This is a genomic window from Cupriavidus sp. MP-37 (genome assembly GCF_020618415.1).
Taxonomy (GTDB): Bacteria; Pseudomonadota; Gammaproteobacteria; order Burkholderiales; family Burkholderiaceae; genus Cupriavidus.
In genome coordinates, this window is record NZ_CP085344.1 from 3,184,594 (window position 1) to 3,206,733 (window position 22,140).

At 70.8% G+C, this 22,140-nt stretch carries 19 protein-coding genes; 8 read left to right on the forward strand and 11 right to left on the reverse strand.

The window, feature by feature from the left end:
- Window positions 1–83 precede the first annotated feature (83 nt).
- The 6 genes from LIN44_RS14655 to LIN44_RS14680 all read right to left on the reverse strand — a co-directional run bounded on the left by LIN44_RS14655 (window position 84) and on the right by LIN44_RS14680 (window position 6,152).
- On the reverse strand, window positions 84–1,070 hold the full coding sequence (locus LIN44_RS14655; RefSeq protein ID WP_227312696.1) for a glycosyltransferase family 2 protein: 987 nt from the start codon (window positions 1,068–1,070) through the stop codon (window positions 84–86).
- Window positions 1,057–2,838 (reverse strand): carbamoyltransferase C-terminal domain-containing protein, encoded by a 1,782-nt coding sequence (locus tag LIN44_RS14660; RefSeq protein WP_227312697.1) that lies wholly within the window; start codon window positions 2,836–2,838, stop codon window positions 1,057–1,059. Before LIN44_RS14660 ends, LIN44_RS14655 begins: the two co-directional genes overlap by 14 nt.
- Window positions 2,819–4,057 carry a glycosyltransferase family 9 protein gene (locus LIN44_RS14665; protein WP_227312698.1) on the reverse strand — a complete coding sequence of 413 codons (1,239 nt, stop codon included), beginning with the start codon at window positions 4,055–4,057 and terminating at the stop codon, window positions 2,819–2,821. The genes LIN44_RS14660 and LIN44_RS14665 overlap by 20 nt, the downstream gene beginning before the upstream one ends.
- Window positions 4,054–4,701, reverse strand: a complete 648-nt coding sequence (locus LIN44_RS14670; protein ID WP_227312699.1) for an HAD-IIIA family hydrolase — start codon at window positions 4,699–4,701, stop codon at window positions 4,054–4,056. The genes LIN44_RS14665 and LIN44_RS14670 overlap by 4 nt, the downstream gene beginning before the upstream one ends.
- A complete protein-coding gene (locus LIN44_RS14675; protein ID WP_370641577.1) occupies window positions 4,692–5,462 on the reverse strand; it encodes an SDR family oxidoreductase in 771 nt (256 codons plus the stop codon). Before LIN44_RS14675 ends, LIN44_RS14670 begins: the two co-directional genes overlap by 10 nt.
- A gap of 177 nt (window positions 5,463–5,639) precedes the next feature.
- Entirely contained in the window at window positions 5,640–6,152 is a 513-nt protein-coding gene (locus LIN44_RS14680; RefSeq protein ID WP_227314407.1) for a hypothetical protein, read from the reverse strand.
- A 401-nt stretch (window positions 6,153–6,553) separates the two neighbouring features.
- Here LIN44_RS14680 and LIN44_RS14685 point away from each other — a divergent pair, with 401 nt between their 5' ends.
- Genes LIN44_RS14685 through LIN44_RS14700 form a run of 4 tightly spaced genes read left to right on the forward strand, consistent with a single transcriptional unit; the run spans window position 6,554 to window position 10,620 of the window.
- The gene (locus LIN44_RS14685; RefSeq protein ID WP_227312700.1) at window positions 6,554–7,825 is read left to right on the forward strand and encodes a glycosyltransferase; all 1,272 of its coding nucleotides are present in this window, start codon (window positions 6,554–6,556) and stop codon (window positions 7,823–7,825) included.
- 51 nt (window positions 7,826–7,876) lie between these two features.
- Entirely contained in the window at window positions 7,877–8,905 is a 1,029-nt protein-coding gene (locus LIN44_RS14690; protein WP_227312701.1) for a UDP-glucuronic acid decarboxylase family protein, read from the forward strand.
- 29 nt (window positions 8,906–8,934) lie between these two features.
- The gene (locus LIN44_RS14695; protein WP_227312702.1) at window positions 8,935–9,684 is read left to right on the forward strand and encodes a PIG-L deacetylase family protein; all 750 of its coding nucleotides are present in this window, start codon (window positions 8,935–8,937) and stop codon (window positions 9,682–9,684) included.
- Window positions 9,685–9,711: 27 nt separating this feature from the next.
- Window positions 9,712–10,620 (forward strand): glycosyltransferase family 2 protein, encoded by a 909-nt coding sequence (locus LIN44_RS14700; RefSeq protein ID WP_227312703.1) that lies wholly within the window; start codon window positions 9,712–9,714, stop codon window positions 10,618–10,620.
- A 30-nt stretch (window positions 10,621–10,650) separates the two neighbouring features.
- Here LIN44_RS14700 and LIN44_RS14705 read toward each other — a convergent pair whose 3' ends face one another.
- Window positions 10,651–13,362 carry an ABC transporter transmembrane domain-containing protein gene (locus LIN44_RS14705; protein ID WP_227312704.1) on the reverse strand — a complete coding sequence of 904 codons (2,712 nt, stop codon included), beginning with the start codon at window positions 13,360–13,362 and terminating at the stop codon, window positions 10,651–10,653.
- Between the two features lie 221 nt (window positions 13,363–13,583).
- Here LIN44_RS14705 and LIN44_RS14710 point away from each other — a divergent pair, with 221 nt between their 5' ends.
- Window positions 13,584–14,192 (forward strand): UdgX family uracil-DNA binding protein, encoded by a 609-nt coding sequence (locus LIN44_RS14710; RefSeq protein ID WP_227314408.1) that lies wholly within the window; start codon window positions 13,584–13,586, stop codon window positions 14,190–14,192.
- Between the two features lie 4 nt (window positions 14,193–14,196).
- On the opposite strand, the gene LIN44_RS14715 is transcribed toward LIN44_RS14710, so the two are convergent.
- Entirely contained in the window at window positions 14,197–14,478 is a 282-nt protein-coding gene (locus tag LIN44_RS14715) for a hypothetical protein (protein ID WP_227312705.1), read from the reverse strand.
- A 253-nt stretch (window positions 14,479–14,731) separates the two neighbouring features.
- Here LIN44_RS14715 and LIN44_RS14720 point away from each other — a divergent pair, with 253 nt between their 5' ends.
- A complete protein-coding gene (locus LIN44_RS14720) occupies window positions 14,732–15,115 on the forward strand; it encodes a hypothetical protein (RefSeq protein ID WP_227312706.1) in 384 nt (127 codons plus the stop codon).
- Between the two features lie 5 nt (window positions 15,116–15,120).
- On the opposite strand, the gene LIN44_RS14725 is transcribed toward LIN44_RS14720, so the two are convergent.
- Window positions 15,121–16,062 carry a zinc-binding dehydrogenase gene (locus LIN44_RS14725; RefSeq protein WP_227312707.1) on the reverse strand — a complete coding sequence of 314 codons (942 nt, stop codon included), beginning with the start codon at window positions 16,060–16,062 and terminating at the stop codon, window positions 15,121–15,123.
- Window positions 16,063–16,285: 223 nt separating this feature from the next.
- Here LIN44_RS14725 and LIN44_RS14730 point away from each other — a divergent pair, with 223 nt between their 5' ends.
- Window positions 16,286–17,299 (forward strand): LacI family DNA-binding transcriptional regulator, encoded by a 1,014-nt coding sequence (locus LIN44_RS14730; protein ID WP_227312708.1) that lies wholly within the window; start codon window positions 16,286–16,288, stop codon window positions 17,297–17,299.
- Window positions 17,300–17,375: 76 nt separating this feature from the next.
- Window positions 17,376–18,323 (forward strand): LysR substrate-binding domain-containing protein, encoded by a 948-nt coding sequence (locus LIN44_RS14735; RefSeq protein WP_227312709.1) that lies wholly within the window; start codon window positions 17,376–17,378, stop codon window positions 18,321–18,323.
- 1,002 nt (window positions 18,324–19,325) lie between these two features.
- On the opposite strand, the gene LIN44_RS14740 is transcribed toward LIN44_RS14735, so the two are convergent.
- Complete coding sequence (locus tag LIN44_RS14740; RefSeq protein ID WP_227312710.1) at window positions 19,326–21,038, reverse strand: amidohydrolase; 1,713 nt, start codon at window positions 21,036–21,038, stop codon at window positions 19,326–19,328.
- A gap of 66 nt (window positions 21,039–21,104) precedes the next feature.
- Window positions 21,105–22,085 (reverse strand): tripartite tricarboxylate transporter substrate binding protein, encoded by a 981-nt coding sequence (locus tag LIN44_RS14745; RefSeq protein WP_227312711.1) that lies wholly within the window; start codon window positions 22,083–22,085, stop codon window positions 21,105–21,107.
- Between the last annotated feature and the right edge of the window lie 55 nt (window positions 22,086–22,140).

Sequence of the window (22,140 nt, forward strand, 5' to 3'; positions counted from 1 at the left end):
GCGCCGCGCGCGCGGCGCCGCCGCGTGGCGCCGATGCGGAGGCTGCGCCAGCGGCACGGCCTTGACGGGTTCGACGCACGCGCTCATAAGAACACCACCCGGAACGCCAGCGCGCCGCGCAGCCGCCAGTACAGCGACAGCGGCGGTATCAGCATGGAGGTGAACGCCATCTCGGCCACATGGGCCGGCGTCAGCGCCGCGCCGCGCAGGCGCCGCGCGCAGAATGCCGCGGTCAATCCCAGCCACAGCAGGCCCGCCGCCGCGGCCATGGCAGGCGCGCCCGCCAGCCAGGCGATCGGCGCGGCCAGCAGCGCCAGCACCGTCACGTAGTAATGCCAGGGCGGCACGCGCCGGATGCGCTGCCGGTACAGGCGCGGATGCTTCTTGTACAGCAGCGCGTCGAAGTACACCTTGGCCTGCGCCGCGACGCTGCTGCCCCAGGCGGCGGGCCGCACCGGATGCGCGACCACGGCCGCCGGCGCGCGCCCCACCGGGCACACTTGCCGGATCAGGCGGAACTGCAGGTCCGAATCCTCGCGCCAGGCGCGCGTGAAGCGCTCGTCGAAGCCGCCGATGCGCACCAGCGCGTCGCGCCGGACGAAGCAATTGGCGGTGACGAACTCGGCGTGCGCAAGGCCGCCGGTATCGCGCTCGTGGTCGGTAGGCCGCGCCGGCAGCGGCACGTGCACGGTGCCGGCGACCGCGCAGCATTGGGGCTGGTCCGCGAGCGCGGCGCAGCCCGCTTCGAGCCAGCCCGGCTCCGGCACGGTGTCGTCGTCGGTAAAGGCGATCACCGGCGCGCGCGCGCGGCGCCAGCCGGCATTGCGCGCGCCCGACGGCCCTTGCGTGCCCGGCACCGGCACATAGCGCAGCGCATGGTGCGGATGCTGCGCGGCCATCAGCGCCACCAGCCGTTCGATGCGGGCCTCGCAGCCATCGTCGGCGACGATGATCTCGTATGCCTGCGCGGGCAGGCGCTGGGCGCACAGCGCGTGCAGGCAGCGCGCCAGCAGCGCCGGCCGGCGCCAGGTGGGAACGACCACCGAGACCCTGAGCTCAGGCCTGTCCATGGGCGCCTCCCGTCTGTCCATGGGCGCCTGCGGCGGCGGGCTTTTCCAGCAGGAACGGGCCGATCACCAGCGCGTCCAGCGGCGAGGTCCAGAAGCACTCTACCGCATCGCGCGGCGTACACACGATGGGCTCGCCGCGCGTGTTGAACGAGGTGTTGACCAGGATCGGCACGCCGGTGCGTTGCTCGAACGCGGCCAGCAGGTCGTAGTAGGCGGGGTTCTGCTCGCGCCGCACGGTCTGCACGCGCGCGGTGCCGTCGACGTGGCAGACCGCCGGAATCCGCGCTGCCTGCTCGGGGCGCACGTCGTAGATAAACAGCATGAACGGCGCTTCGCCGCGGCCCGGCTTGGCCGCGCTGAACCACTCCGGCGCGCGCTCCTGCATCACCACCGGCGCCACCGGGCGGAAGTCTTCGCGGTCCTTGATCTGGTTCAGCCGCTGCTGCATGCCCGGATCGATCGGCGAGGCCAGGATCGAGCGCGCGCCCAGCGCGCGCGGGCCGAACTCCATGCGGCCCTGGAACCAGCCGATGATCTTGTTCTGCGCCAGCAGCTCGGCGGTCTGCCCGGCCAGGTCGTCGAGCCGGCGGTAAGGCAGCTTGGCCCAGTCGAGGAAGGCCGCGATCTCGTCCTCGCCATACGCCGGCCCCAGGTAGGCGTGCTCCATCGACCATTGCCGCGCCGGACGTCCGCGTTGCAGGAAATCGATCCACAGCGCCGCGCCCAGCGCGGTGCCGGCGTCTCCGGCGGCGGGCTGGACCCAGACCTCGTCGAACGGGCTCTGGTCGCGCACGCGCGCGTTCATCACGCAGTTCAGCGCCACGCCGCCGGCCATGGCCAGTTGCCGTTCGCCGGTGGCCTCGGCCAGCCAGGTGGTCATGCCGACCACGGTTTCCTCCAGCACCTCCTGCAGCGAGCGCGCGATATCGAAATGCGCGGCGCCGAAGGCTTCGCCGCGCTGGCGCGGGGGGCCCAGCAACGCCGCCAGGTCGGCCTGCGCCACGCGGTAGCCGCCTTCGGCATCGCGCCGGACCATGTCGCGGAACACGCCGAGATGCGCTGGCTTGCCGTAAGACGCCAGCGCCATCACCTTGTACTCGTCCGACGAATGCAGGAAGCCCAGGTGGCGCGTAACGCGTTCGTACAGCAGCCCGAGCGAATCCGGCAGGTCGATCTGCTTGATGCGCCGGTATTCCTTGCCGTCGAACACGCCGTAGCTGGTGGTGGCGCGCTCGCCGCGGCCGTCCATGGTCAGCACCGCGCAGCGCGCGAACGGCGCCGCCAGGAAGGCACTGGCCTCATGCCCCATGTGGTGCTCGACGAAGTGCCAGCGGAACGGCCCGTCGTGGCGCACGCCGCGAAAACGCGCGGCGAGGTGGTGCGGCGCGCCGCTGGCCAGTTGCCGCGGCGCGTTGACCACGTAGGACAGGAACAGCGGATCCCACGGCGACTCATGCCCGCCGGGCGCACCCTGCGCCGACGGTTCCAGCGGCAGCGTCACGGTGGCGTCATGCCGGCGCGCGCCGAGCATCAGCGCCGGATCGAAGGCGTAGGCGACATGCTCGACGTCGCGCAGCGCGATGCCGGCCTCGGCCAGGCAGTAGTCGATGGCATGGAACGGCAGCTCCCACGCCGTGAACGGCACCGGGCGCTTGCCGTGCTTGATATGGGTAAAGCGCTCGTCCTCGGCCGCGGCGACGACCTCGCCATCGCGCACCAGGCAGGCGGCGGAGTCATGATAGGCGGCGTTAATGCCAAGGGTGTACATGGTCGGCCTCGTCGTGGGAGCGTTGGCGGGTGGGAATGTCGTCGGGCATGGCCGGCGCGGCGTCGGACTGCCGCGGCACTGCGGCGGCAACCGTGCCGGGCCAGGGCAGTTCGACCGCGGGCATGCTGTCGGCATTGCCGCCCAGCAGCGCCAGCGCGGCCTGCACCGCCTGCGCGGCCGGCACGTCTTCGAGGCAGCGATGATGTCCCTGCGGGCACATGCTCTTGTAGCAATAGCGGCACGGCACGTCGGCAAACAGCGTGCGGTGCGGCACTTGCCACGGGGTGTGCTGCGGGTTGGTCAGCGCGTACAGGTCGACCACGGGCGTGCCCAGCGCGGCGGCAATATGGACCGGCCCGGTGTTGTTCGACACCAGCAAGTCGGCGGCTTCGAGCAACGCGCCCATTTCGCCGAGGCGCAAGGCGCCGGCGAGCGGCACCACGCGCGCGTGGCCGGCCGCGGCGCAGACCGCGCGCACGATGTCGTGCTCGGCGGCATCGCCGGTCACCAGCACGTGCGCGCCGGCCTTCAGCGCCAGCGCGTGCGCCACCTGCGCAAAGCGCGCCGGCGGCCAGCGCCGCGAGGGCGCGCTGGCGCCGGGATGCACCACCACCACCGGCCCGCTGCGGCCGCCGCGGATGGCTGCGAGGCGCGCGGCGAGCGCGGCGCGGTCGGCGGCCAGCACGCGAAAACGCATGCGCGTATCGCGCGGGACGGCTCCCACCTGCGCCACCAGGTCGAGCTGGCGCTGCGCCTCGTGGCGCGGAAGCTGGCCCGGCTGCGTGCCCGGCTCGGTGTCGCGGATCCAGTCGCTCAGCAGTGTGTACGGGTTCTCGCGGCAGCTGGCCAGCCGCAGCGGAATGCCCGCCAGCGCGCACAGCACCGCGGCGGGCAACGGGCTCTGGCTGTAGACGGTAAAGATCACGGCGGCGTCGAAGCGGAAGCGCGCCAGCCAGCGCGCGCACGCGGCAATCTCCGGCCCCGGCGCCGGTGCCGCTTGGGCCTCGGCGTGTTTGGCCCAGGGCGCGTCCCAGGCCAGCACGCGGCTGACCATCGGCAGGTGCGGCGCCAGTGCCGCCGCGCTGTGCGAGGTCAGCAGCGTCAGCCGGCGCGACGGCAGCGACTCGGCCAATGCCTGCATCGCCGGCGTGCTCATCAGCACGTCGCCCATATTGTCCAGGCGCACGCACAGCACGCTGCGCGCGGATTGCCAGTTCATGGCGCCTCCGCTTGGCATGGTGGCGCGGCCGGCGCGCACGCGCGCGCGCCCTGCGTCGAGGCCCGGGTACGGGCGACGACCAGGCGCGCGGCGTCTTCCAGCGTCGGCACCACGTAGTCGGCCTGGCGCGCGGGCGAGAGCTGCCATTCGGTCTCGTTGCCGCAGTCGACCAGCACGGTGGTGCAGCCGGCGCGGTTGCCGGCCTCGACGTCATTGAGGATGTCGCCGATCATCCATGACCGCGCCAAGTCGAGCCGCCATGCCGCGGCCGCCTGCAGCAGCAGCCCCGGCATCGGCTTGCGGCACAGGCACGCGCGCGCATAGGGCGCCACCTGCCCTTCGGGATGGTGCGGGCAGTACAGGAAGCCGCTCAGCACGGCGCCATGCCCGGCAAACATCGCCGCCAGCCGCTCGCGCACGGCCACCAGCTCGGCTTCGCCGTGCAGGCCATGGGCCACCCCCGGCTGGTTGGTCACCACCACCAGCGGCAGGCCCAGCCCGCCCAGCAGCCGCAGCGCGGCGGCGGCGCCTGGCGCAAGCCGCATGCGCGCCGGATCGACGTTGTACGGGACGTCCTGCAGCACCGTGCCGTCCTTGTCGAGCAGCACGGCCGCGCGCAGCGGATGTGCGGGGCTCATGGCCACGAGGTCTCCTTCATCGGCAGCACCATCACCTCGGGGATCACGGTCTCTTCCGGCTGCGTCAGCACGAAGCGCACCGCGTTGGCGACATTGGCCGGATCCTGCAGGTTGCCCTGGTCGATATCGGGAAAGCGATCGAGCAGGAACGGCGTGCGCATGCCGCCCGCCACGATCGCCGACACCTTGATCCCGTGCGGCCGCAATTCCGCATGCAGCGCGTGCGAGAAGCCCAGCAGGCCCCACTTGGTGGCGTGGTAGGCCGAGGCATTGGGCCACGCGCGCTTGGACGCGGTCGAGGCGATGTTGACGATATGCCCCCCGCCCTGCGCCTTCAGCACCGGCACCGCGGCGTGCGCCATCAGGTAGGGGCCGTACAGGTTGACCATCAGCACTTTGCGCCAGGTCTCGGCATCGACCTCGTCCACCGGCAGCGTAATGTCGATGGCGGCGTTGTTGACGATGCCGTCGAGACGCCCGCCGCGCGCACGCACGGCTTCGAAGGCAGCACGCACGGAAGCGGGGTCGGAGACATCCAGGTGCAGCGGCCACGCCTGCGCGCCGGCCTCGGCCAGGCCGCCGGCGCTGTCGCGCGCCAGCTTGTCGTCGATATCGGCCACGATCACGGCGGCGCCGGCGGCGCTCAGCGTGCGGCAGATGGCCGCGCCCAGGCCCCGGCCCGCGCCACTGACCAGGTAGGTGCGGTCCTGCAGCGGCATGGCGCTCTCGGTGTGCGCGGCGGGGCGTGGCGGATGCGAAGTTTGCATGGTGGTTCCCTGGCGATCAGTGTGTGGTGGACGGTGATTCGGACAACGAATCGGACATCGGTGCTGGCACCCTGTGGGCCGCGGCATGCTGCGTTCAGGACAGGCACTCCTTGTGCGCAGGCTTGCTGCCGGTGCGAAATGTGTGCCAACCGTCAGGCGCTGGCACGGGCACGGCCATCAGCCGGCCGGCTGCGCGCTTGCGCAGGATCCTTGCGCTACCGCCCGCAGCAGCATCGCCACGCAGCCGGCAAAGGCCTCGTCGTACCACGCGTTGGCACCGCTGACGGCGACCACGATGCCGTCCACCACGGCGGCACCGCCGAGCAGGGTGTCATCGCTGCGCAGCCGGTGCGGACTGCAGTGGACCACCTGCGCGCTGGCCATGCCGGTGCGCCAGCTCAGGCTGGCCTTGGCGCGCGCATAGCGGCTGTAGTCGGCGTCCCAGGCCTCGCGCGACGGCAGCGAGTGCTCATAGAGGATCGCTTCCTCGAAGGCGCAATCGCCCGGCTGCAGCGTCGGGTCCATCACCACGACATGCATGCAGCCGCTGTCGCCGACGGCCTGGTCGCGCAGCGAGGCTTGCAGCATCGGCAACGCCAGTTCTACTGCGCGCCGCGCCGCGGCGGGATCGCTGAAACGGCTGGCGCCGGCGTGGGAGGCGCGGGGCGGCTGGCCCGCATCGGGGGTCATCGGCATGGGCAACTCCATCGATGGTTGAACGGCAGGCGGGGCGGCGCGCATATCGGCAGCGCGTGCCGCAAGACCTGCATGAGCGCCATCGACGCAGCAAACATCGGGCCGGTTGCAACGCTGCGCATCGCGGGACGGCAAATGAAAAATCGGTAAGCGCAAATTACAAAGGGGCGGCGTAAGAATGACCAAAGCGCGCAAGGCGCCGCCGGTGCGTCTTCTGCGCTATGCGGTGCGCCATGTCGGGCGAGAACCGTTATATCGCTTCTCCAACGGTTCCACGTCAGGAAGGACGAATGAACGTGGCAGCCGGCATTGCATTGGCACGCTAGCTGCAGGGGCCACCACCTCCCGGCCCCTGACCGCATTGCGGGCACGGCCGCAAAACACCGGAGCCCACCATGCGCAAGATCGCGCTGATCAGCGAACATGCCTCGCCACTCGCCAGTGTCGGCAGCACTGACTGCGGCGGACAGAACATCTACGTGGCGCATCTTGCAAGGCAGCTTGGCAGCCGCGGCTACCAGGTCGATGTCTTCACGCGGCGCGACAAGGCGCTGCTGCCCGAGGTGGTGGCGTTCGCGCCCAACGTTCGCGTGATCCATGTCACCGCCGGGCCGCCGGTGCAGATCCCGAAGGAACAGTTGCTGCCGTATATGGACGACTTCGGCGCGTTCCTGGCCGACTTCGTGCGCCGCGATGCCACCGGCTACGACGTGCTCCATGCCAACTTCTTCATGTCCGGGCTGGCCGCGCTGCGCGCCCGCCACACGCTCGGCATCCCGCTGGTGATGACCTTTCACGCGCTGGGCAAGGTGCGCCGGTTGCACCAGGGCAGCACCGACGGCTTCCCCGACGACCGCTTCGAGATCGAAGACACGCTGGTGCGCGAGGCCGACTGCGTGGTGGCGGAGTGCCCGCAGGACTTCGACGACCTCGTCAACCTCTACCGCGCCGATCCCGCGCGCGTGCAGACCGTGCCGTGCGGCTTCGACGCCGCCGAGTTCGCGCCGGTGCCGCGCGACGCGGCGCGGCGCGCACTGGGCTGGCCGCTGCACGGCTTCCGCGTGCTGCAGCTGGGCCGGCTGGTGCCACGCAAGGGCATCGACAACGTGATCCGTGCGCTGGGCTGCCTGCGCCGCGACACCGGCCTCGACGCGACGCTGTACGTGGTGGGCGGCAATGCCGAGCAGCCAAGCGTGCTGGCCACGCCGGAAATCGGCCGGCTGCAGGACGTGGCCAGCGCCGAGGGCGTGGCCGAACGCGTGGTGTTTACCGGCCGGCGCGGGCGCGACACCTTGCGCCTGTTCTACAGCGCCGCCGATGTCTTCGTGACCACGCCGTGGTACGAGCCCTTCGGCATCACGCCGGTGGAGGCCATGGCGTGCGGCGCGCCGGTGATCGGCGCCGACGTCGGCGGCATCCGCTCCACCGTGGTGGACGGGCACACCGGCTTCCTGGTGCCGCCCAAGGCGCCGGCGGCGCTGGCGGCGCGGCTGGCGCAGCTGGCCGCCAACCCTGCGCTGGCGCGCAGGCTGGGCGAAGCGGGCCGGCGCCGCGCGCAGGCGCATTTCACCTGGACCGGCGTGGCCCGGCAGATGGAGGCGGTCTACGCGCGCGTCTGCGCCGGGGCGCCGGCGGTGCAGGCCGGGGCCCGCCGCGCCGCGGCCTGATGGCGGCACGGCGGCACACCCGCACAAGCAAGCAATCCAAGGAGAGCGGAAATGAAGGAAAGCGATCGCAAGCGCATCCTGGTCACCGGTGGCGCGGGATTCCTCGGCTCGCACCTGTGCGAGCGGCTGGTGCGCGCCGGGCAGGACGTGCTGTGCGTGGACAACTTCTACACCGGCACCAAGGAGAACATCGCGCACCTGCTGGGCCGGAACAATTTCGAGCTGCTGCGCCACGACGTCACCTTCCCGCTGTACGTGGAAGTCGACGAGATCTACAACCTGGCGTGCCCGGCCTCGCCGGTGCACTACCAGCACGACCCGGTGCAGACCACCAAGACCAGCGTCAACGGCGCCATCAACATGCTGGGGCTGGCCAAGCGGCTCAGGGCGCGCATCCTGCAGGCCTCGACCAGCGAAGTCTATGGCGACCCCGAGCACCATCCGCAGCAGGAAGGCTACTGGGGCCACGTCAATCCGGTGGGCATCCGCTCCTGCTACGACGAAGGCAAGCGCTGCGCCGAGACCCTGTTCATGGACTACCACCGCCAGCACGGGCTGGACGTGCGCATCGCGCGCATCTTCAACACCTACGGGCCGCGCATGCACCCTGCCGACGGCCGCGTGGTATCCAACTTCATCACGCAGGCGCTGGCCGGGCAGCCGCTGACCGTTTACGGCGACGGCGCGCAGACGCGCGCCTTCTGCTATGTCGACGACATGGTCGACGCGCTGATCCGGCTGATGGAAGCGCCTGCCAGCGGCACGCCGGTCAACCTGGGCAACCCGCGCGAGACCACCATGCTGGAGATTGCGCAGGCGGTGCTGCGCGCCACCGGCTCGCAGTCCCGCATCGCGATGCGCCCGCTGCCGGCCGACGACCCGCACCAGCGCTGTCCCGACATCACGCTGGCGCGCCAGCTGCTGGGCTGGGAGCCGCACACCGCGCTCGAAGACGGCCTGCGCCGCACCGTCGATTACTTTGCCGCGCGGCTCGCCGCGCAGGCGCATGCCGAAGGCGCCCCGGGCAACGTGGTGCCGGTGTCGGCCACCGCGCGCGAAGCGCGTGCCGCGCTCAGTTGACGGCGTGCCGGAGCGCGCGAGGGGGCGGCATGGGCACGGCGATGGTGGTCGATCTCGCCGCCGCGGTGACCGTGATCTCGCCGCACCTGGACGATGCCGTGTTCAGCTGCGGCGGGCTGATCGCGGCCGCGCGCGCGGCGCGCGTGGTGACGGTGTTCGCGGGCGTGCCGCCGGCGGACATGCCGGCCCCCGAGTGGGACCAGGCCGCCGGCTTTGCCAGCGCCGAGCAGGCGGTACTGTCGCGCCGCCGCGAAGACAACCACGCGCTCACCATGCTGGGCGCGCACGCGGTGTGGCTGGATTTCTGGGACAGCCAGTATGGCCGCCGCTACACCCCGCAACAGCTTGCCGACGCGCTGCACACCGTGCTGCTGACGCAGACCGAGGGCGTGGTGGTGGCCCCGCTCGGGCTGTTCCATTCCGACCATGCGCTGGTGCATGACGCCTGCCGGCTGCTGATGCTGGCCGCGCACGCGCGCGGCCCGGCCTGGCGCACGCCGCCCGCCGCGGCGCCGCCACCCGTGCAGTGGCTCTACTACGAGGACGCGATCTACCGCCGCATGCCCGGCCTGCTGCAGCAGCGGCTGGTGCAATGCCGGGACAGCGGCCTGCGCGCCACGCCCGTCAACCTGCCGGTGACGCAGTACCTGACGCAGAAGAGCTACGCGCTCAACGCCTACCAGAGCCAGCTGCAGCTGTTCAGCGAAGACCGGCTGTGCGACCTGTGCGCGCCCGAGCGCTACTGGATGCTGCAGCCGGCTGGCGCCGGGCCTGCCTGAGCCATGCCTCATCCCATGCCACTACCCATGCCGATAGCAACCACCGCCGCCCCTGGCCACCCTGCCCCGCGCGCCCGCCCCTGCGACATCAGCGTGGTCGTGCTGACGCACAACCGCCGCGATTCGGTGCGCACCGCGCTGGCGCGCCTGAGCGCGCTGCCGGAACGCCCGCCCATCGCCGTGGTCGACAACGCCTCGGACGACGGCACCGCCGCCATGGTGCGGTGCGAGTTTCCGCACGCCGCGCTGCTGCGCAGCGCGCGCAACCTCGGCGCGGCCGGCCGCAACCTGGGCGCGGACTGGGCCTGCACCCGCTATGTCGCGTTCTGCGATGACGACTGCTGGTGGGCCCCCGGATCGCTGTCGGCGGCCTGCGCCATGTTCGAGCGCCATCCGCGCGTGGCCGCGCTGACGGCGCGCATCCTGGTGGGCGAGCACCGTGGCGAGGACCCCACCTGCGCGCGCATGGCGGCCAGCCCCCTGCCCTCCGCCATGCTGCCGGGCCGCGCCATCCTGGGCCTGATGGCCGGCGCCACCGCGTTCCGCACCGATGCGTTCCGCCAGGCCGGCGGCTATCATCCGCGCTTCTTTCTCGGCGGCGAGGAAACGCTGCTGGCGCTGGATCTCGCTGCGCGCGGCTGGCAACTGGTGTACGCGCCGCAGCTGGTGGTGCATCACCATCCCAGTCCGCTGCGCAATCCGGCGCAGCGCCGCTCGCTGCTGGCGCGCAATGCGATCTGGTCGGCCTGGCTGCGCTTGCCCTGGCAGGTGGCGCTGGAGGAAACCGCGGCGGCCCTGCCGCAGCTGTGGCGCTGCCAGGGATGGCGCGGCCTGGCCGAGGTGCTGGGCGGCATGCCCTGGGTCTGGCAGGAGCGCCGCGTGATCCCGCCGGAGGTGTTGAAACTGCGCCGCCGGCTGCGCGACCCGCGCGCCTGAGGCGCGGCCGCTGCAGTCATTGGCGCCGCGCTACGCCTCCTGCGCGTCCTGCGTGGAGCGCACCGCCAGCGAGCGGATCGCCGCCACCAGCTCGCCCACCCGCACCGGCTTGGACAGGTGCAGCTGGAACCCCGCCATCAGCGCGCGCATGCGGTCCTGCGGCTCGGCATGCCCGGACAGCGCGATCGCGGTCATGCGTTTGCCCAGCGGCACCTGCATCTGCGCTTCGAGCCGCCGCACCCGACGCAGCACGGTGTAGCCGTCTTCCTCGTCGAGCGCGAGGTCGCACAGCAGCACCTGCGGCCACTGCCCCGGATGCGTTCCCGCCAGCAGCGCGATCACGTCGTCGCCGCGCTGCTGCGCGATGGCATGGGCGCCGTAGTCTTCGAGCGAGGCGCTCAGCACCTCGCGCGTGGGCTCGTCGTCGTCCAGCAGCAGCACCCGCAGGCCCTTGAGCGCCTGCGCATCGGGCACCTCCGGCGCCTCGGGCGCGGGCCCGGCGCCTGGCGCCGCGGCCGGCGCGCGGCGCGGCTCGGGCTCCTGCACGGCGCGCATCGGCATCAGCAGCTGGTAGGCGTGCGTGGGGCCGTCGGCCGTCAGCGTGACGCCGTGCTCGGCCAGCCATTCGCGCAGGCCCTGCACATCCGGCAACGGCAGCTCGCCCGGGGTGGCGGACAGGCGCAGGCCGGCCTGGCCGTCCAGCCGCTCCAGCCGCAGTTCCAGCCGTCCGCCCGGCTCGATGCTGGCGATCATGTGCTGGCACAGCTCCCAGATCGCCTTCTGCAGCACGCCCGGATCGCCAGTGACGCGCAGCTCGGACTCGCTCTGCACCGTGAACAGGTTGATATGGCGCTCGGCGATCAGTTCGCGCAGCCCGTCGACCACGCTCGCCAGCAGGATCTCGAGGCGCACCGGCTGCAGCGCCAGGCGCCGCTCGGCGCGCTCCAGCTCGCGCTGCTGCTGCTGCAACTGCCACATCTGCGTGTAGATGCCGCCGCGCTCCAGCAGCGTGGCGTGGTTGCCGTCTTCGACGATGCGGCCATGCTCCATCACCAGGATGCGGTCGGCATCGACGATGGTCGAGAGCCGGTGCGCGATGATCAGCGCGGTGCGCCCGCGCGCAACTTCGGACAGCTCCTGCTGGATCGCGCGCTCCGCGCGCGTGTCCAGCGCCGAGGTAGCCTCGTCGAATACCACGATGGGCGGGCGCTTCAGCATCGCGCGCGCAATCGCCACGCGCTGGCGCTCGCCGCCCGACAGGCGCACGCCGCGCTCGCCCACCTGGGTTTCGTAGCCGTCGGGCAGGCGGTCGATAAAGGCGTCGAGCTGCGCCGCGCGCGCCGCCGCGACGATGTCGGCACGGGTGGCGCCTTCGCGGCCGTAGCCGATGTTGTAGGCGATGGTGTCGTTGAACAGGATGGTGTCCTGCGGCACGATGCCGATCACTTCGCGCAGGCTGCGCTGCGTCACCAGGCGCAGGTCCTGGCCGTCGATGCTGATGCTGCCGCTGTCGGGCTGGTACAGCCGGAACAGCAGGCGCGCCAGCGTCGACTTGCCCGAGCCGCTGCCGCCGACCACCGCCACGGTCTGGCCCGCGCCGGCGCGGAAGCTGACGTCCCACAGGGTCTGGTGGCTGGGGTCGTAGCTGAAGTTGACGCGGTCGAACACGATCTCGCCGCGGCTGACGCGCAACGGGCGCGCGGCCGGCGCGTCGCTGTCCTCGCCGGGCTTGCCGTGGGCGTCGAGCAGCGCGAACAGCCGCTCGACGTTGGTCATGGCGTCGTTCGACTCGCGGAAGATAAAGCCCAGCGTATTGAGCGGCAGCACCACCTGGATGATGTAGGCGTTGATCAGCACCAGGTCGCCCACCGACAGCGAGCCCTGAATCACCCGCTGCGTGGCCAGCAGCATCACCGCGCCCACCCCCACCGCGATGCACAGGCTCTGCCCGATATGCAGGGCCGACAGCGCATACTGGTTTTCGACGCTGATGCCGATCCAGCGCTGCAGCATCTCGGACAGCCGTCGGGTTTCGAAGGACTCGCGCGCGAAGAACTTGACGGTGTCGTAGTTGAGCAGGCTGTCCACCACCTTGCTGTTGGTGGTGGCCTCGACCGCATTGACCTGGCGCTGCACGCGCATGCGCCGCTGCGTGAAGACATAGGTAAAGCCGGCGTACAGCACGAACACGCCCAGGATGATGGCGGCGAAGGCCGCGCCATAGGCACCGATCATGATGGCCAGCACCGACACGATCTCCATCAGCGTCGGCACGATGGTGAAGACCGCCACGCCCAGCAGGAAGCCGATCGCCGCGGTGCCTTTCTCCAGGTCGCGGATCACGCTGCCGGTGGCGCGCTGCGCGTGGAAGCGCGCGCCCAGCGCATGCAGGTGCGCAAAGGCGCGTTCCATGAAGCCCGCCACCGTGCTCTGCGTCACGTAGGCAAAGACCACGTCGCGCAGCTCGCTGAAGGCGTTGCCGAGCAGCCGCAGGATGGCATAGGCCAGCACCAGGAACACCGGCATCGCCACCAGCCCCAGGCGCGCGGCATCGGTGCCGGCCGCCGCCGGCGTGACCTCGTCGACCACCAGCTTGAGCATCAGCGGCACGGCCACCGCGCAGGCCTTGGCCAGCAGCAGCAGCGACACCGCGACCAGCACGCGGGCACGGAAGCGCCAGATCGCGCGGAACAGTTCCGCGGCGATGCGGCGGCGCGAGGCGGGGCGGATGGTCTGGGGCATGCGCGCGGTTCAGGCGTCAGGCGTTGGGTACGGCAAGGCTAGCCGCGGCGCGCCGTGGCGCGGCCGTCGCGGGGGTGTTGGGGGAAGGCAAATTCCATACCGATGCCGTCACGGCGCTGGCGGCGCTGGCGGCGCTGGCGCCCCGCCAGCGCGCGTTGCCATGGCGCGAAACCTGCTGCAAAGCGCATGCAGCGCCCGCGCGCTGCATCTCTGCCATCGCCATGCCCGAGCGCAACAAGCCGCCTGTCAGCCGCGGCGAACTCAACGAATGCCGGCGCTGCCCGTTGTGGCGCAACGCCACCCAGGGCGTGCCCGGCGCCGGCGCGGCCCACGCGCGCATCATGCTGGTCGGCGAACAGCCGGGCTCGCAGGAAGACCTGCAGGGCTCGCCCTTTGTCGGGCCGGCCGGACACCTGCTCGATGAAGCGCTGCAGGCCGCCGGCCTGGACCGCGACAAGCTCTTCATGACCAACGCGGTCAAGCATTTCAAGTTCGAGTGGCGCGGCAAGCGCCGGCTGCACAAATCGCCCGCGCAGCAGGAAATCGAAGCCTGCAACCTGTGGCTGGAGCGCGAGCTGGAGCAAGTGCACCCGACCGTGGTGGTGGCGCTCGGCGCCACCGCGGCGCGCGCGGTGCTGGGCCGCAAGAGCGTGACGCTGGCGGGCATGATGGAGACACCGGTGGAGCATGAGGGGCGGCTGGTCATCGCGACCTACCACCCCTCCTTTGCCCTGCGCCAGCGCAGCGACGAGGCGCGTGCGGCGGCCTTCGACCGCATCGTGCGCAGCCTGCAGGCTGCCGCGCGCCTGGCGCGCGGCGCCAGGCCCTGAGCGGTCAGGACCGGTTCACGGTCGGCGGCGCGTCGGGATCGCGGCTGCCGGGATCGTGCAGGTCACGCGCGCCGACGCCGGGTGGCATTTCGCCCTTGCCGGACGGCGCGGTCCCGGGCCGTTTCGGTTCTTGCTTGCGGTGTGATGCGGCATCCTCCCAATCGGCGCGGGCACGTTCGCGGGCGCGCTGGTTGTCCGCCGCGTTTTCCTTCAGTTCACGGTCATCCAGGCCCTGGCGCCGGTCGAGCGAAGGGTTGTTCGAGGTGTCGTGCTTGCTGTGCTTCATAACGCCTCCGGTAGTGCCGGCGACAAATGCCGGCCAACACCGCGATGCGCGCAACTTCCGTTCCCACCCCTGCCCGCACGCTACGCCGGCATCCGGCGGCTCCCCGGCCACCCATGCTTGTAACAACCGCCGGCGCTTGTAGAAAGTGCTTTGCGCCGGGCAGCCGCCACGCCGTGCGCGCCAGCGCGCAGGTTGGCCCGGCAAATGCTTTTCCCGTACCACCAGCCTGCTTTTGCTTACCAGGAGACTCCCGATGCGATCCACCATCCCACATGCCGCAGCGCTCGTGCTGCTATCCGCGTTTGCAGGGGCGGCGCTGGCGCAGCCGGCCGATACCGGCGTGCGCACCGACAAGGGCCCGAAGGGCAGCCAGACCATTCCGCCCCCCGGTGCCAGCACCACGCCGGGCAGTACGCCGGGCGCCACGCCGACCAATCCCGGCGGCCTCGCCAAGGACCTTGGCGACGTGCCCAAGGAGCCGCACACCGCGGGCGGCCTGCCCGGCCGCGACAAGCCCAAGCCGGCCTCGGAAAGCGCCGGCAAGGCCGACCGTGACGGCCTGCACGGCAAGCCGCGCAAGGGCACCGGCGGGGCCTCGATCGACCAGACCCGCGTGCCGGATTCCAAGGCGCGCTGATCGCTTCAGGGCACGAGCACGAAGCGCTGGCGCGCCCCCTTGGCTTGCGCCGCCCACACCCGCCCGACCGCTTCCAGCGGTTCGGCGACGATATCGATTTCCATGCGGCCGGCCGCGGTGTGGCGGCATAGTTCGGCATAGGCCTGTGCCTGCGCCTCGATGGGGGCGTGATAGTAGGCGAAGCCCATGATGTCGAAGCAGGCCTGGCGCGCGGCGCCGCCGGCAAAGGTGATGGTCGGCGCCACCGTGGTGCCGATGTGGACCAGGCGCCCGCCGTGGCCCAGCGCCAGCAGCGCGGCTTCGGCGGGCGCGCCGCAGAGATAGTCGAGCACGACGTCGACGTTGCCGTCGGCGGCGTTGCGATACGCGTCGAGCAGGTCGCCCGGCTGATCGAGCGGCACCACCGCATCCGCGCCCAGCCGGCGGGCCCGCTGCAGGGCCCGCACGTCGCGCCCGGCGGCGATTACGCGGCCCGCGCCCAGCAGCTTGGCCGCGGCCACCGCCAGCAGCCCGGAGATGCCAGTGGCGCCGAGCACCAGCACGGTTTCGCCCGGCTGCATGCGCGCGCGCCATGACAATGGCAGCCATGCCGCCAGGCCGGCGTTGCCCAGCGCTGCCGCGCGCGCGTCGTCGATGCCGTCCGGCACCGGGAAGGTCAGCGCCGGGTCCACCAGCGCGTGCTGCGCCATCGAGCCGTACGGCGCGCGCGGCGCATTGACGTTGAAGTAGACGCGCCGGCCGTCGGCAAGGCGCCCCACGCCCTCGCGCCCCACCACGAAGCGGCCCGCGGCCGGCTTGATGTAGTGGCGGCCTTCGGCAATGGCCATGTCGAGCCGCGTCAGCGCTGCCGCGGCAACCTTGACCACGACCTGGCCGGGCCCGGCGGCCGGGTCATCGAACTCCTGGTACACCGGCGCCTGGCCGGCGAGCGATACCGCTGCTTTCATTCCTGTCTCCCCATACTGGCTGGCCCCGGGCCGGCACGCCTTGGCATGGCCGCCGGGGCAGATTACAATGCAATCGATTGCACGACAAGCGCCAAGCCTGCGGCATCCGGGCGGATTCTAGCCACGGCCGCCGGCTTGCGTCCAATCCACTTTTTGCCGGTATCCCGATAACCAGGCGGTATGGCGTCATGGCGTAACGCCTGCCGCACGCGTGCACCATGCGATGAGCAAACCCACCATCAAGCAGATTGCCGAAGCGCTCGACGTGCATCCGTCGACGGTGTCGCGCGTGCTCAACCCGCAGACCCGCCACCGCATCGGCGACGAACTGGTGGCACGGGTGCTGAAGGCGGCGCAGGACCTGCACTACTCGCCCAACCGGATTGCCGCGGCACTGCGCACGCGGCGCTCGGGCACCATCGGCGTGGTGGTGCCGGACATCGGCAGCCCGGTGTTCCCGCCCATCGTGCTCGGCATCGAGAACGCCCTGTCGCGCCACCGCTATATCCCGATCGTGGCCAACGCCGGCGGCGACAAGGCGCGCCAGACCTTTATCGTCGACCAGCTGCTGGCGCGGCAGGTCGACGGCCTGATCCTGGCCACCGCCGAGCGCAACGACCCGGTGGTGGACCATTGCCTGGCACAGGGCGTGCCGCTGGTGATGGTCAACCGCAGCGACGATGGCGGGCGCGTCTCCAGCATTGTCGGCGACCACCGCCAGGCGATGGCGCTCGCCGTCGGCCACCTGCACGCACTGGGCCACCGGCGCATCGGGCATGTCGCCGGCCCGTCCAGCCTGTCGACCGGGCATGAACGCGAAGCGGGCTTCCTGCAGGCGGTGGCCGAGCTGGGCCTGCGCGGGTCGCACTGCCCGGTGGTGCGGGCGCCGGCCTACACGGAGGCCGCCGGCGAGGCCGCGTGCGCGCAACTGCTGGCGCAGCGCCGGCGCGTCACCGCGGTGGTGGCCGCCAATGACTTCCTGGCGCTGGGCTGCTACGCGGCCGTGCGCGCCATCGGCGGCAGCTGCCCGTCCGACCTGTCGGTGGTCGGGCACAACGACATGCTGCTGATGCATGCGGTCGCCCCGGCGCTGACCACCATCCGCGTGCCGTTCTACGAGATGGGAACGCGCGCCGCCGCGTTGATGCTGGGCGCGCTGGACGGCAGCATCACCACCACGGCGCGGACCCTGCTGGCGCCGGAACTGGTGGTCAGGGCATCGACCCGGGCTGTGTAAAGCGGGCGCCCCGGCCACCGCTTTTTTTTGTGAATTTTGTGCAATCGATTGCACACGCATGACAGGAGTACCGGCCATGGACCTTCGCCAACTTCGCTATTTCAAGGTGCTGGCCACGCTGCAGCACTTCGGCCGCGCCTCGGCGGCGCTGCATATCGCACAGCCCGCGCTCAGCCGCCAGATCCGGCTGCTCGAGGAAGAGCTGGGCGTGCGGCTGCTGGAGCGCCACGTGCGCGGCGCCACGCCCACGCCCGAGGGCCTGGTGCTGCTGGACCGCGCGTCGTTTTTGCTGCGCTATGCCGACCAGGTCAAGGTCGACATCGCCGACCTCGCTGCCTCGCCGCGCGGGCTGGTGGCGCTGGGACTGACGCCGGCGCTGGCGCCGCTGCTGTTCATCCCGCTGGCCGAGGCGTTGCGCGAGCAGTATCCGGAGATCCGGCTGCGCCTGGTGGAGAACTTTGCGCCCGCGCTGCAGGATGCGCTGCTGCAAGGCACGCTCGACGTGGGGCTGCTGAGCGGGCCGGTGTCGAGCCCCGGGGTCTCGGCGGTGCCGCTGGTGGCGGAGAGCCTTTGCGCGATCGGGCCGTGGGGCGACGCGGCGCTGGGGGATGGGCCGGTGGAAATCGAACAGCTGCAGGGCCTGCCGATGATCCTGACCGGCGTGCCGAAGTCAGGCGTGCGGCTGGCGCTGGAAGCGCTGGCGGCGCGCCAGGGGCTGGAGCTGCAGGTCACGATGGAAGTCGAGTCGATCGAGGTGGCGAGGCGCCTGGTGGCGCGCGGGTTCGGCTGGACGGTGCATTTTGCCGCGGCGATACGGGAAGAACTGCTGGCGCAGCGGCTACGGGCGGTGCCGATTCGCGGGCTGGAGTTGCAGCGGATGATCGGCTATGCGGCGGCACGGCCGCCGTCGCGGGCTTCGCTTGCGGTGATGGAGACGTTGAGGCGGGTGGCTAGGGAGCTGACTGTGGGGGGGAGTTGGCCTCATAGTAGGTTGTTGGGGGAGATGGGGGATGGTGGGTCTTAGGGGGGGCGGCGTACTTCTTCGTCCGATGTTGTTTCGTGATTTGGGGTGGTTGCTGTTGGTGACATGCTGTCGGCTGTTGAACCGCCTGGTTCCGCCCTCCTGGGCGGGTCACTTTTTGGCCGAGCGCCAAAAAGTAACCAAAAAGCGCGTTTACTGCCCTGCGGGCGGCATGTCTTATCGTAGTGTGCCTGGGGGTTTTCGTACGGGGCTTGGCTTCCTCACATAGCTGGACTGCCTGCCGCAGGGGTGCACTACGGTGGCAGGGGCGTTGGAGTGGTGATTGAACGAGCCCAGAGCGGTCAGTGGCAGCCTGCTGCTGGCCTTGTCGTAGGAACGCCTACGGCTGCTGCGCCGTCAGTATCGCGGGGCGTGGGCCCTGGCTCGGTACGCGTCGCTGCGCTCGCTTGGCGCTGGCGGGCGTGGACGGGGGGTCTCGAGCGAAATCGCAGCAGCCCATCCGCTGGCGAAATCGCAGTACCCATCGGCTGCGCTGCGCACAAACGCCAATGATCGATCATCACCGCAATGAGCCTGCGGCAGCCACAGGCGTCGCCGCGATACGGCCGCCAGCAGGCGGCCAGCCGGGTCACCGACCGGCAGCGCCAAGCGAGCGCAGCGACGCGTTCCGTGCCAGAGCCCCTGACCTACGATACTGCCGGCGCGCAGCGCAGCCGTAGGCGTTCCTACGATAAGACCAGTAGCAGGCTGCCACTCCGCGCTCTGGGCTCGTTCAATCACCACTCCAACGCCCCACCCACCGTCGCGCACCACCGCGGCAGGCAGTCCAGCTTTGTGAGGAAGCCAAGCCCCGTACGAAAACCCAGCGCACACTACGATAAGACATGCCGCCCGCAGGGCAGTAAACGCGCTTTTTGGTTACTTTTTGGCGCTCGGCCAAAAAGTGACCCGCCCAGCAGGGCGGAACCACGCGGTTCAACAGCCGACAGCATGTCACCAAGCACGACATACCACCTCCCCCACTACCCCTACGGCACCCCCAAACTACCGCACCTCGAGCGAAGCAAAAGCGCCATCAACATGCACCACCTTCCCATCGACCATCGTCAAGACCGATCGGATCCGGTGAATGTCCTCCACCGGAACGGTCAGGTAAGGCTTGTCGAGAACCGCGAGATCCGCCAGCTTCCCCACCTCCAACGTGCCCCGCGAACCCTCGTCGAACGAAATCCACGCCGCATTAGCGGTATACAACCGCAGCGCCTCCAGCCGCGACAGCCGGAAGTCCTCCTTGCGCCGGACTTCCTTCCCGATCGAATAACCACCGACGTGAAACTCCAGCGCGCGCCAGACGCCAGGGATGCCGATACGCGTGGCATCGGTGCCGCCCGCCACTTTCAACCCGTGCTGCAGCGCCAGTCGCACCGGCGGCGCGGACTCGGCCACATGGTGGTCGTTGGCGTGCCCGATGGCGCCAGCCTCGAAGTACGGCCCCATCTGCACCGTGTAGGCAAGCCCTAGCGCCTTCATGCGCCGGAACGTTTCCGGCTTGCCGGTGTTCAGGTGGGCCAGCGCCCAGCGCAGCTTGCCCAGGTCATGGTGCTTTGCCACTTCCTCGAAGACGTCGAGGATCGCGTTGGCGGCATCGTCGGTATAAGCGTGGATCTCCACCGGATAGCCGCGGCTGGCGGCGAAGGTGGCGACCTTGAGCAGTTCCTCGCGATCCTTTGCCGCGGGGCGGAAGCCAGGGCCCATGGTGACGCCGTCGTCCATGCCGAACACCAGCATCTCGCCCGGCCCGAGGAAGCGCAGCCTGCCGTCGCCCATGCGCGGCGGCAGGTACGCCAGCGTGTTGCGGAACCACTCGGCCTCGTTGCCCGCGACCAGGGTCGGGATGCGGTAGCCGACCCGCACCGACAGCCGGTCCTCGCGCCACAGTGCGAACAGTGGATCGTACGCGCCGCCCGGACCGGCGGTCGGGTCGATCAGCGCGGTGACACCGAGGCTGTTCAGCCGGCCGAAGAAAGCCTGCAGGCTGGCCTTGGCATCGACCTGGCTCTGCGCCAGGATGCGCCCGAACAGCGCCGACAGCGGCCGGATCGCGCCGAAGATCCGGCCGGTGAGACGGCCTTCGCGGTCGCGCTCCATGCGGATGCCGGGCGGCAGCGCGTCGGGCTGGTCGAGCCTGAGCACCTCGATCGCCTTGGCGTTGACCAGCGCGTAGTCGTACAGGTACTGCACATAGGCCGGATTGTCGGGCAGCAGCGCGGTCAGTTCGGCGGGCGTCGGGGCGCGTTTTTCGATGAACTGGTCGGGGTGCCACGAACCGGTCACGGCCACCCACTTGCCCGGTCCGCGCGCCTGCGCGGTCTGCCGCAGCTGCTCCAGCCCGGCGGCCAGGCTGGTGGTTTCGCCTTCGTACCAGTAGGTCTCGAAGGCATAGCTCTGGCCGCCGCGGATGGCGTGGATATGGGTATCGATCAGCCCCGGAATCACGGTGCGCCCGCCCAGGTCGATCACCTCGGTGGCCGGACCGGCCAGGCGGCGGATCTGCGGGTTGGCGCCCACCGCGACGATCCGGTCGCCGCGCATGGCGATGGCCTGCGCCACCGTGTCCGCGGCGTCCATGGTCAGCACCGTGCCGTTGACCAGGATCCGGTCCGCTGGCGCGGCCGCGCGCTGCGCCTGCGCTGCCCCGGCCGCGATCACGCAAGCCGCTGCCATGGCGTGCGCCACGGCCCGTGCAATCCAATGCATAGCGATGTTTCCCTGATTTTGAAAAGCCCTGGCGCCCGGAGTGCTGCGGGGGCCGGGGCTGCCGGGTTACTGGCCCGGCTGCGCGCCCGAGCGCTTGACGATGGGCTCGAGCTTGGCGATGTCGGCGGCGATCAGCTTGTCGAACGCGGCCGGGGTCGACGGCTTGGCCTCGGCGCCTTGCGCCATCAGCTTGTCGCGCGTCGCCGGCGCGGCTAGGGCCCGCTGCATCGCCGTGTTCAGGCGCGCCACGATCTCCTTGGGCGTGCCCGCCGGCGCCAGCACGCCGAACCAGGCATCGAACACATAGCCCGGCACGCCCGCTTCAGCAATGGTGGGCACCTCCGGCAGCGACGGCACCCGCGCCGCGGTGGCCACGCCCAGGATGCGCAGCTTGCCGTCCTTGACGAACTGCAGCGCGGTGATCGACGGGGCGAAGAACATGTCGACGCGTCCGCTCATCACATCGGTAATCGCGGCCGGCGCGCCCTTGTACGGGATATGCCGGGTCTGCACGCCCGCGGTCACGTTGAACAGCTCGCCGCTCAGGTGCGACGAGCTGCCGCTGCCTGCCGAACTGTAGGTCACCGAATCCGGCTTGGCGCGCGCAGCCGCGAGCAGGTCCTTGAGCGTGCGGTACGGGCTGGAGGCGCTGACCACCAGCAGGTAGGGCATGGTGGCGACGGTCGAGATGCCCTTCAGGTCGCGCGTGGTGTCGTACGGCAGCTTCGGATAGAGCGTGGGATTGACCGCATGGCCGGCGGAAGTCAGCAGCAACGTATAGCCGTCGGCGGGCGCCTTGGCCACCACCGCGGTGCCGATGGTGCCGCCCGCGCCGGGGCGGTTGTCGACGACGACCTGCATGTTCGAAGCGGAGCTCATCTCGGCGCTGACGATGCGCGCGAGCAGATCGGTGGCGCTGCCGGCGGCAAACGGCACTACCAGGCGGATCGGCTTGTCGGGATAGGTGTCGGCGTGCGCCGCGCCCGGCAGCAGCGGCAGGCACAGTGCGGCGGCCAGCGCCGCGTGCAGCATGTGGCGGAATTTCATGTGGGGTCTCCTGGATCTTGATCTTGGGAAGCTTGGTAATGGCCTGAGGCGAAGC

Excerpts from the sequence above, each read along its gene's own strand:
- LIN44_RS14720 (WP_227312706.1), top strand. The coding sequence starts at position 14,732 with ATGCGATCCACCATCCCACATGCCGCAGCGCTCGTGCTGCTATCCGCG.
- LIN44_RS14740 (WP_227312710.1), bottom strand. The coding sequence starts at position 21,038 with ATGCATTGGATTGCACGGGCCGTGGCGCACGCCATGGCAGCGGCTTGC.
- LIN44_RS14695 (WP_227312702.1), top strand. The coding sequence starts at position 8,935 with ATGGGCACGGCGATGGTGGTCGATCTCGCCGCCGCGGTGACCGTGATC.
- LIN44_RS14680 (WP_227314407.1), bottom strand. The coding sequence starts at position 6,152 with ATGACCCCCGATGCGGGCCAGCCGCCCCGCGCCTCCCACGCCGGCGCC.
- LIN44_RS14725 (WP_227312707.1), bottom strand. The coding sequence starts at position 16,062 with ATGAAAGCAGCGGTATCGCTCGCCGGCCAGGCGCCGGTGTACCAGGAG.
- LIN44_RS14730 (WP_227312708.1), top strand. The coding sequence starts at position 16,286 with ATGAGCAAACCCACCATCAAGCAGATTGCCGAAGCGCTCGACGTGCAT.
- LIN44_RS14715 (WP_227312705.1), bottom strand. The coding sequence starts at position 14,478 with ATGAAGCACAGCAAGCACGACACCTCGAACAACCCTTCGCTCGACCGG.
- LIN44_RS14655 (WP_227312696.1), bottom strand. The coding sequence starts at position 1,070 with ATGGACAGGCCTGAGCTCAGGGTCTCGGTGGTCGTTCCCACCTGGCGC.
- LIN44_RS14745 (WP_227312711.1), bottom strand. The coding sequence starts at position 22,085 with ATGAAATTCCGCCACATGCTGCACGCGGCGCTGGCCGCCGCACTGTGC.
- LIN44_RS14685 (WP_227312700.1), top strand. The coding sequence starts at position 6,554 with ATGCGCAAGATCGCGCTGATCAGCGAACATGCCTCGCCACTCGCCAGT.
- LIN44_RS14700 (WP_227312703.1), top strand. The coding sequence starts at position 9,712 with ATGCCGATAGCAACCACCGCCGCCCCTGGCCACCCTGCCCCGCGCGCC.
- LIN44_RS14690 (WP_227312701.1), top strand. The coding sequence starts at position 7,877 with ATGAAGGAAAGCGATCGCAAGCGCATCCTGGTCACCGGTGGCGCGGGA.
- LIN44_RS14675 (WP_370641577.1), bottom strand. The coding sequence starts at position 5,462 with ATGCAAACTTCGCATCCGCCACGCCCCGCCGCGCACACCGAGAGCGCC.
- LIN44_RS14710 (WP_227314408.1), top strand. The coding sequence starts at position 13,584 with ATGCCCGAGCGCAACAAGCCGCCTGTCAGCCGCGGCGAACTCAACGAA.
- LIN44_RS14735 (WP_227312709.1), top strand. The coding sequence starts at position 17,376 with ATGGACCTTCGCCAACTTCGCTATTTCAAGGTGCTGGCCACGCTGCAG.
- LIN44_RS14705 (WP_227312704.1), bottom strand. The coding sequence starts at position 13,362 with ATGCCCCAGACCATCCGCCCCGCCTCGCGCCGCCGCATCGCCGCGGAA.
- LIN44_RS14660 (WP_227312697.1), bottom strand. The coding sequence starts at position 2,838 with ATGTACACCCTTGGCATTAACGCCGCCTATCATGACTCCGCCGCCTGC.
- LIN44_RS14665 (WP_227312698.1), bottom strand. The coding sequence starts at position 4,057 with ATGAACTGGCAATCCGCGCGCAGCGTGCTGTGCGTGCGCCTGGACAAT.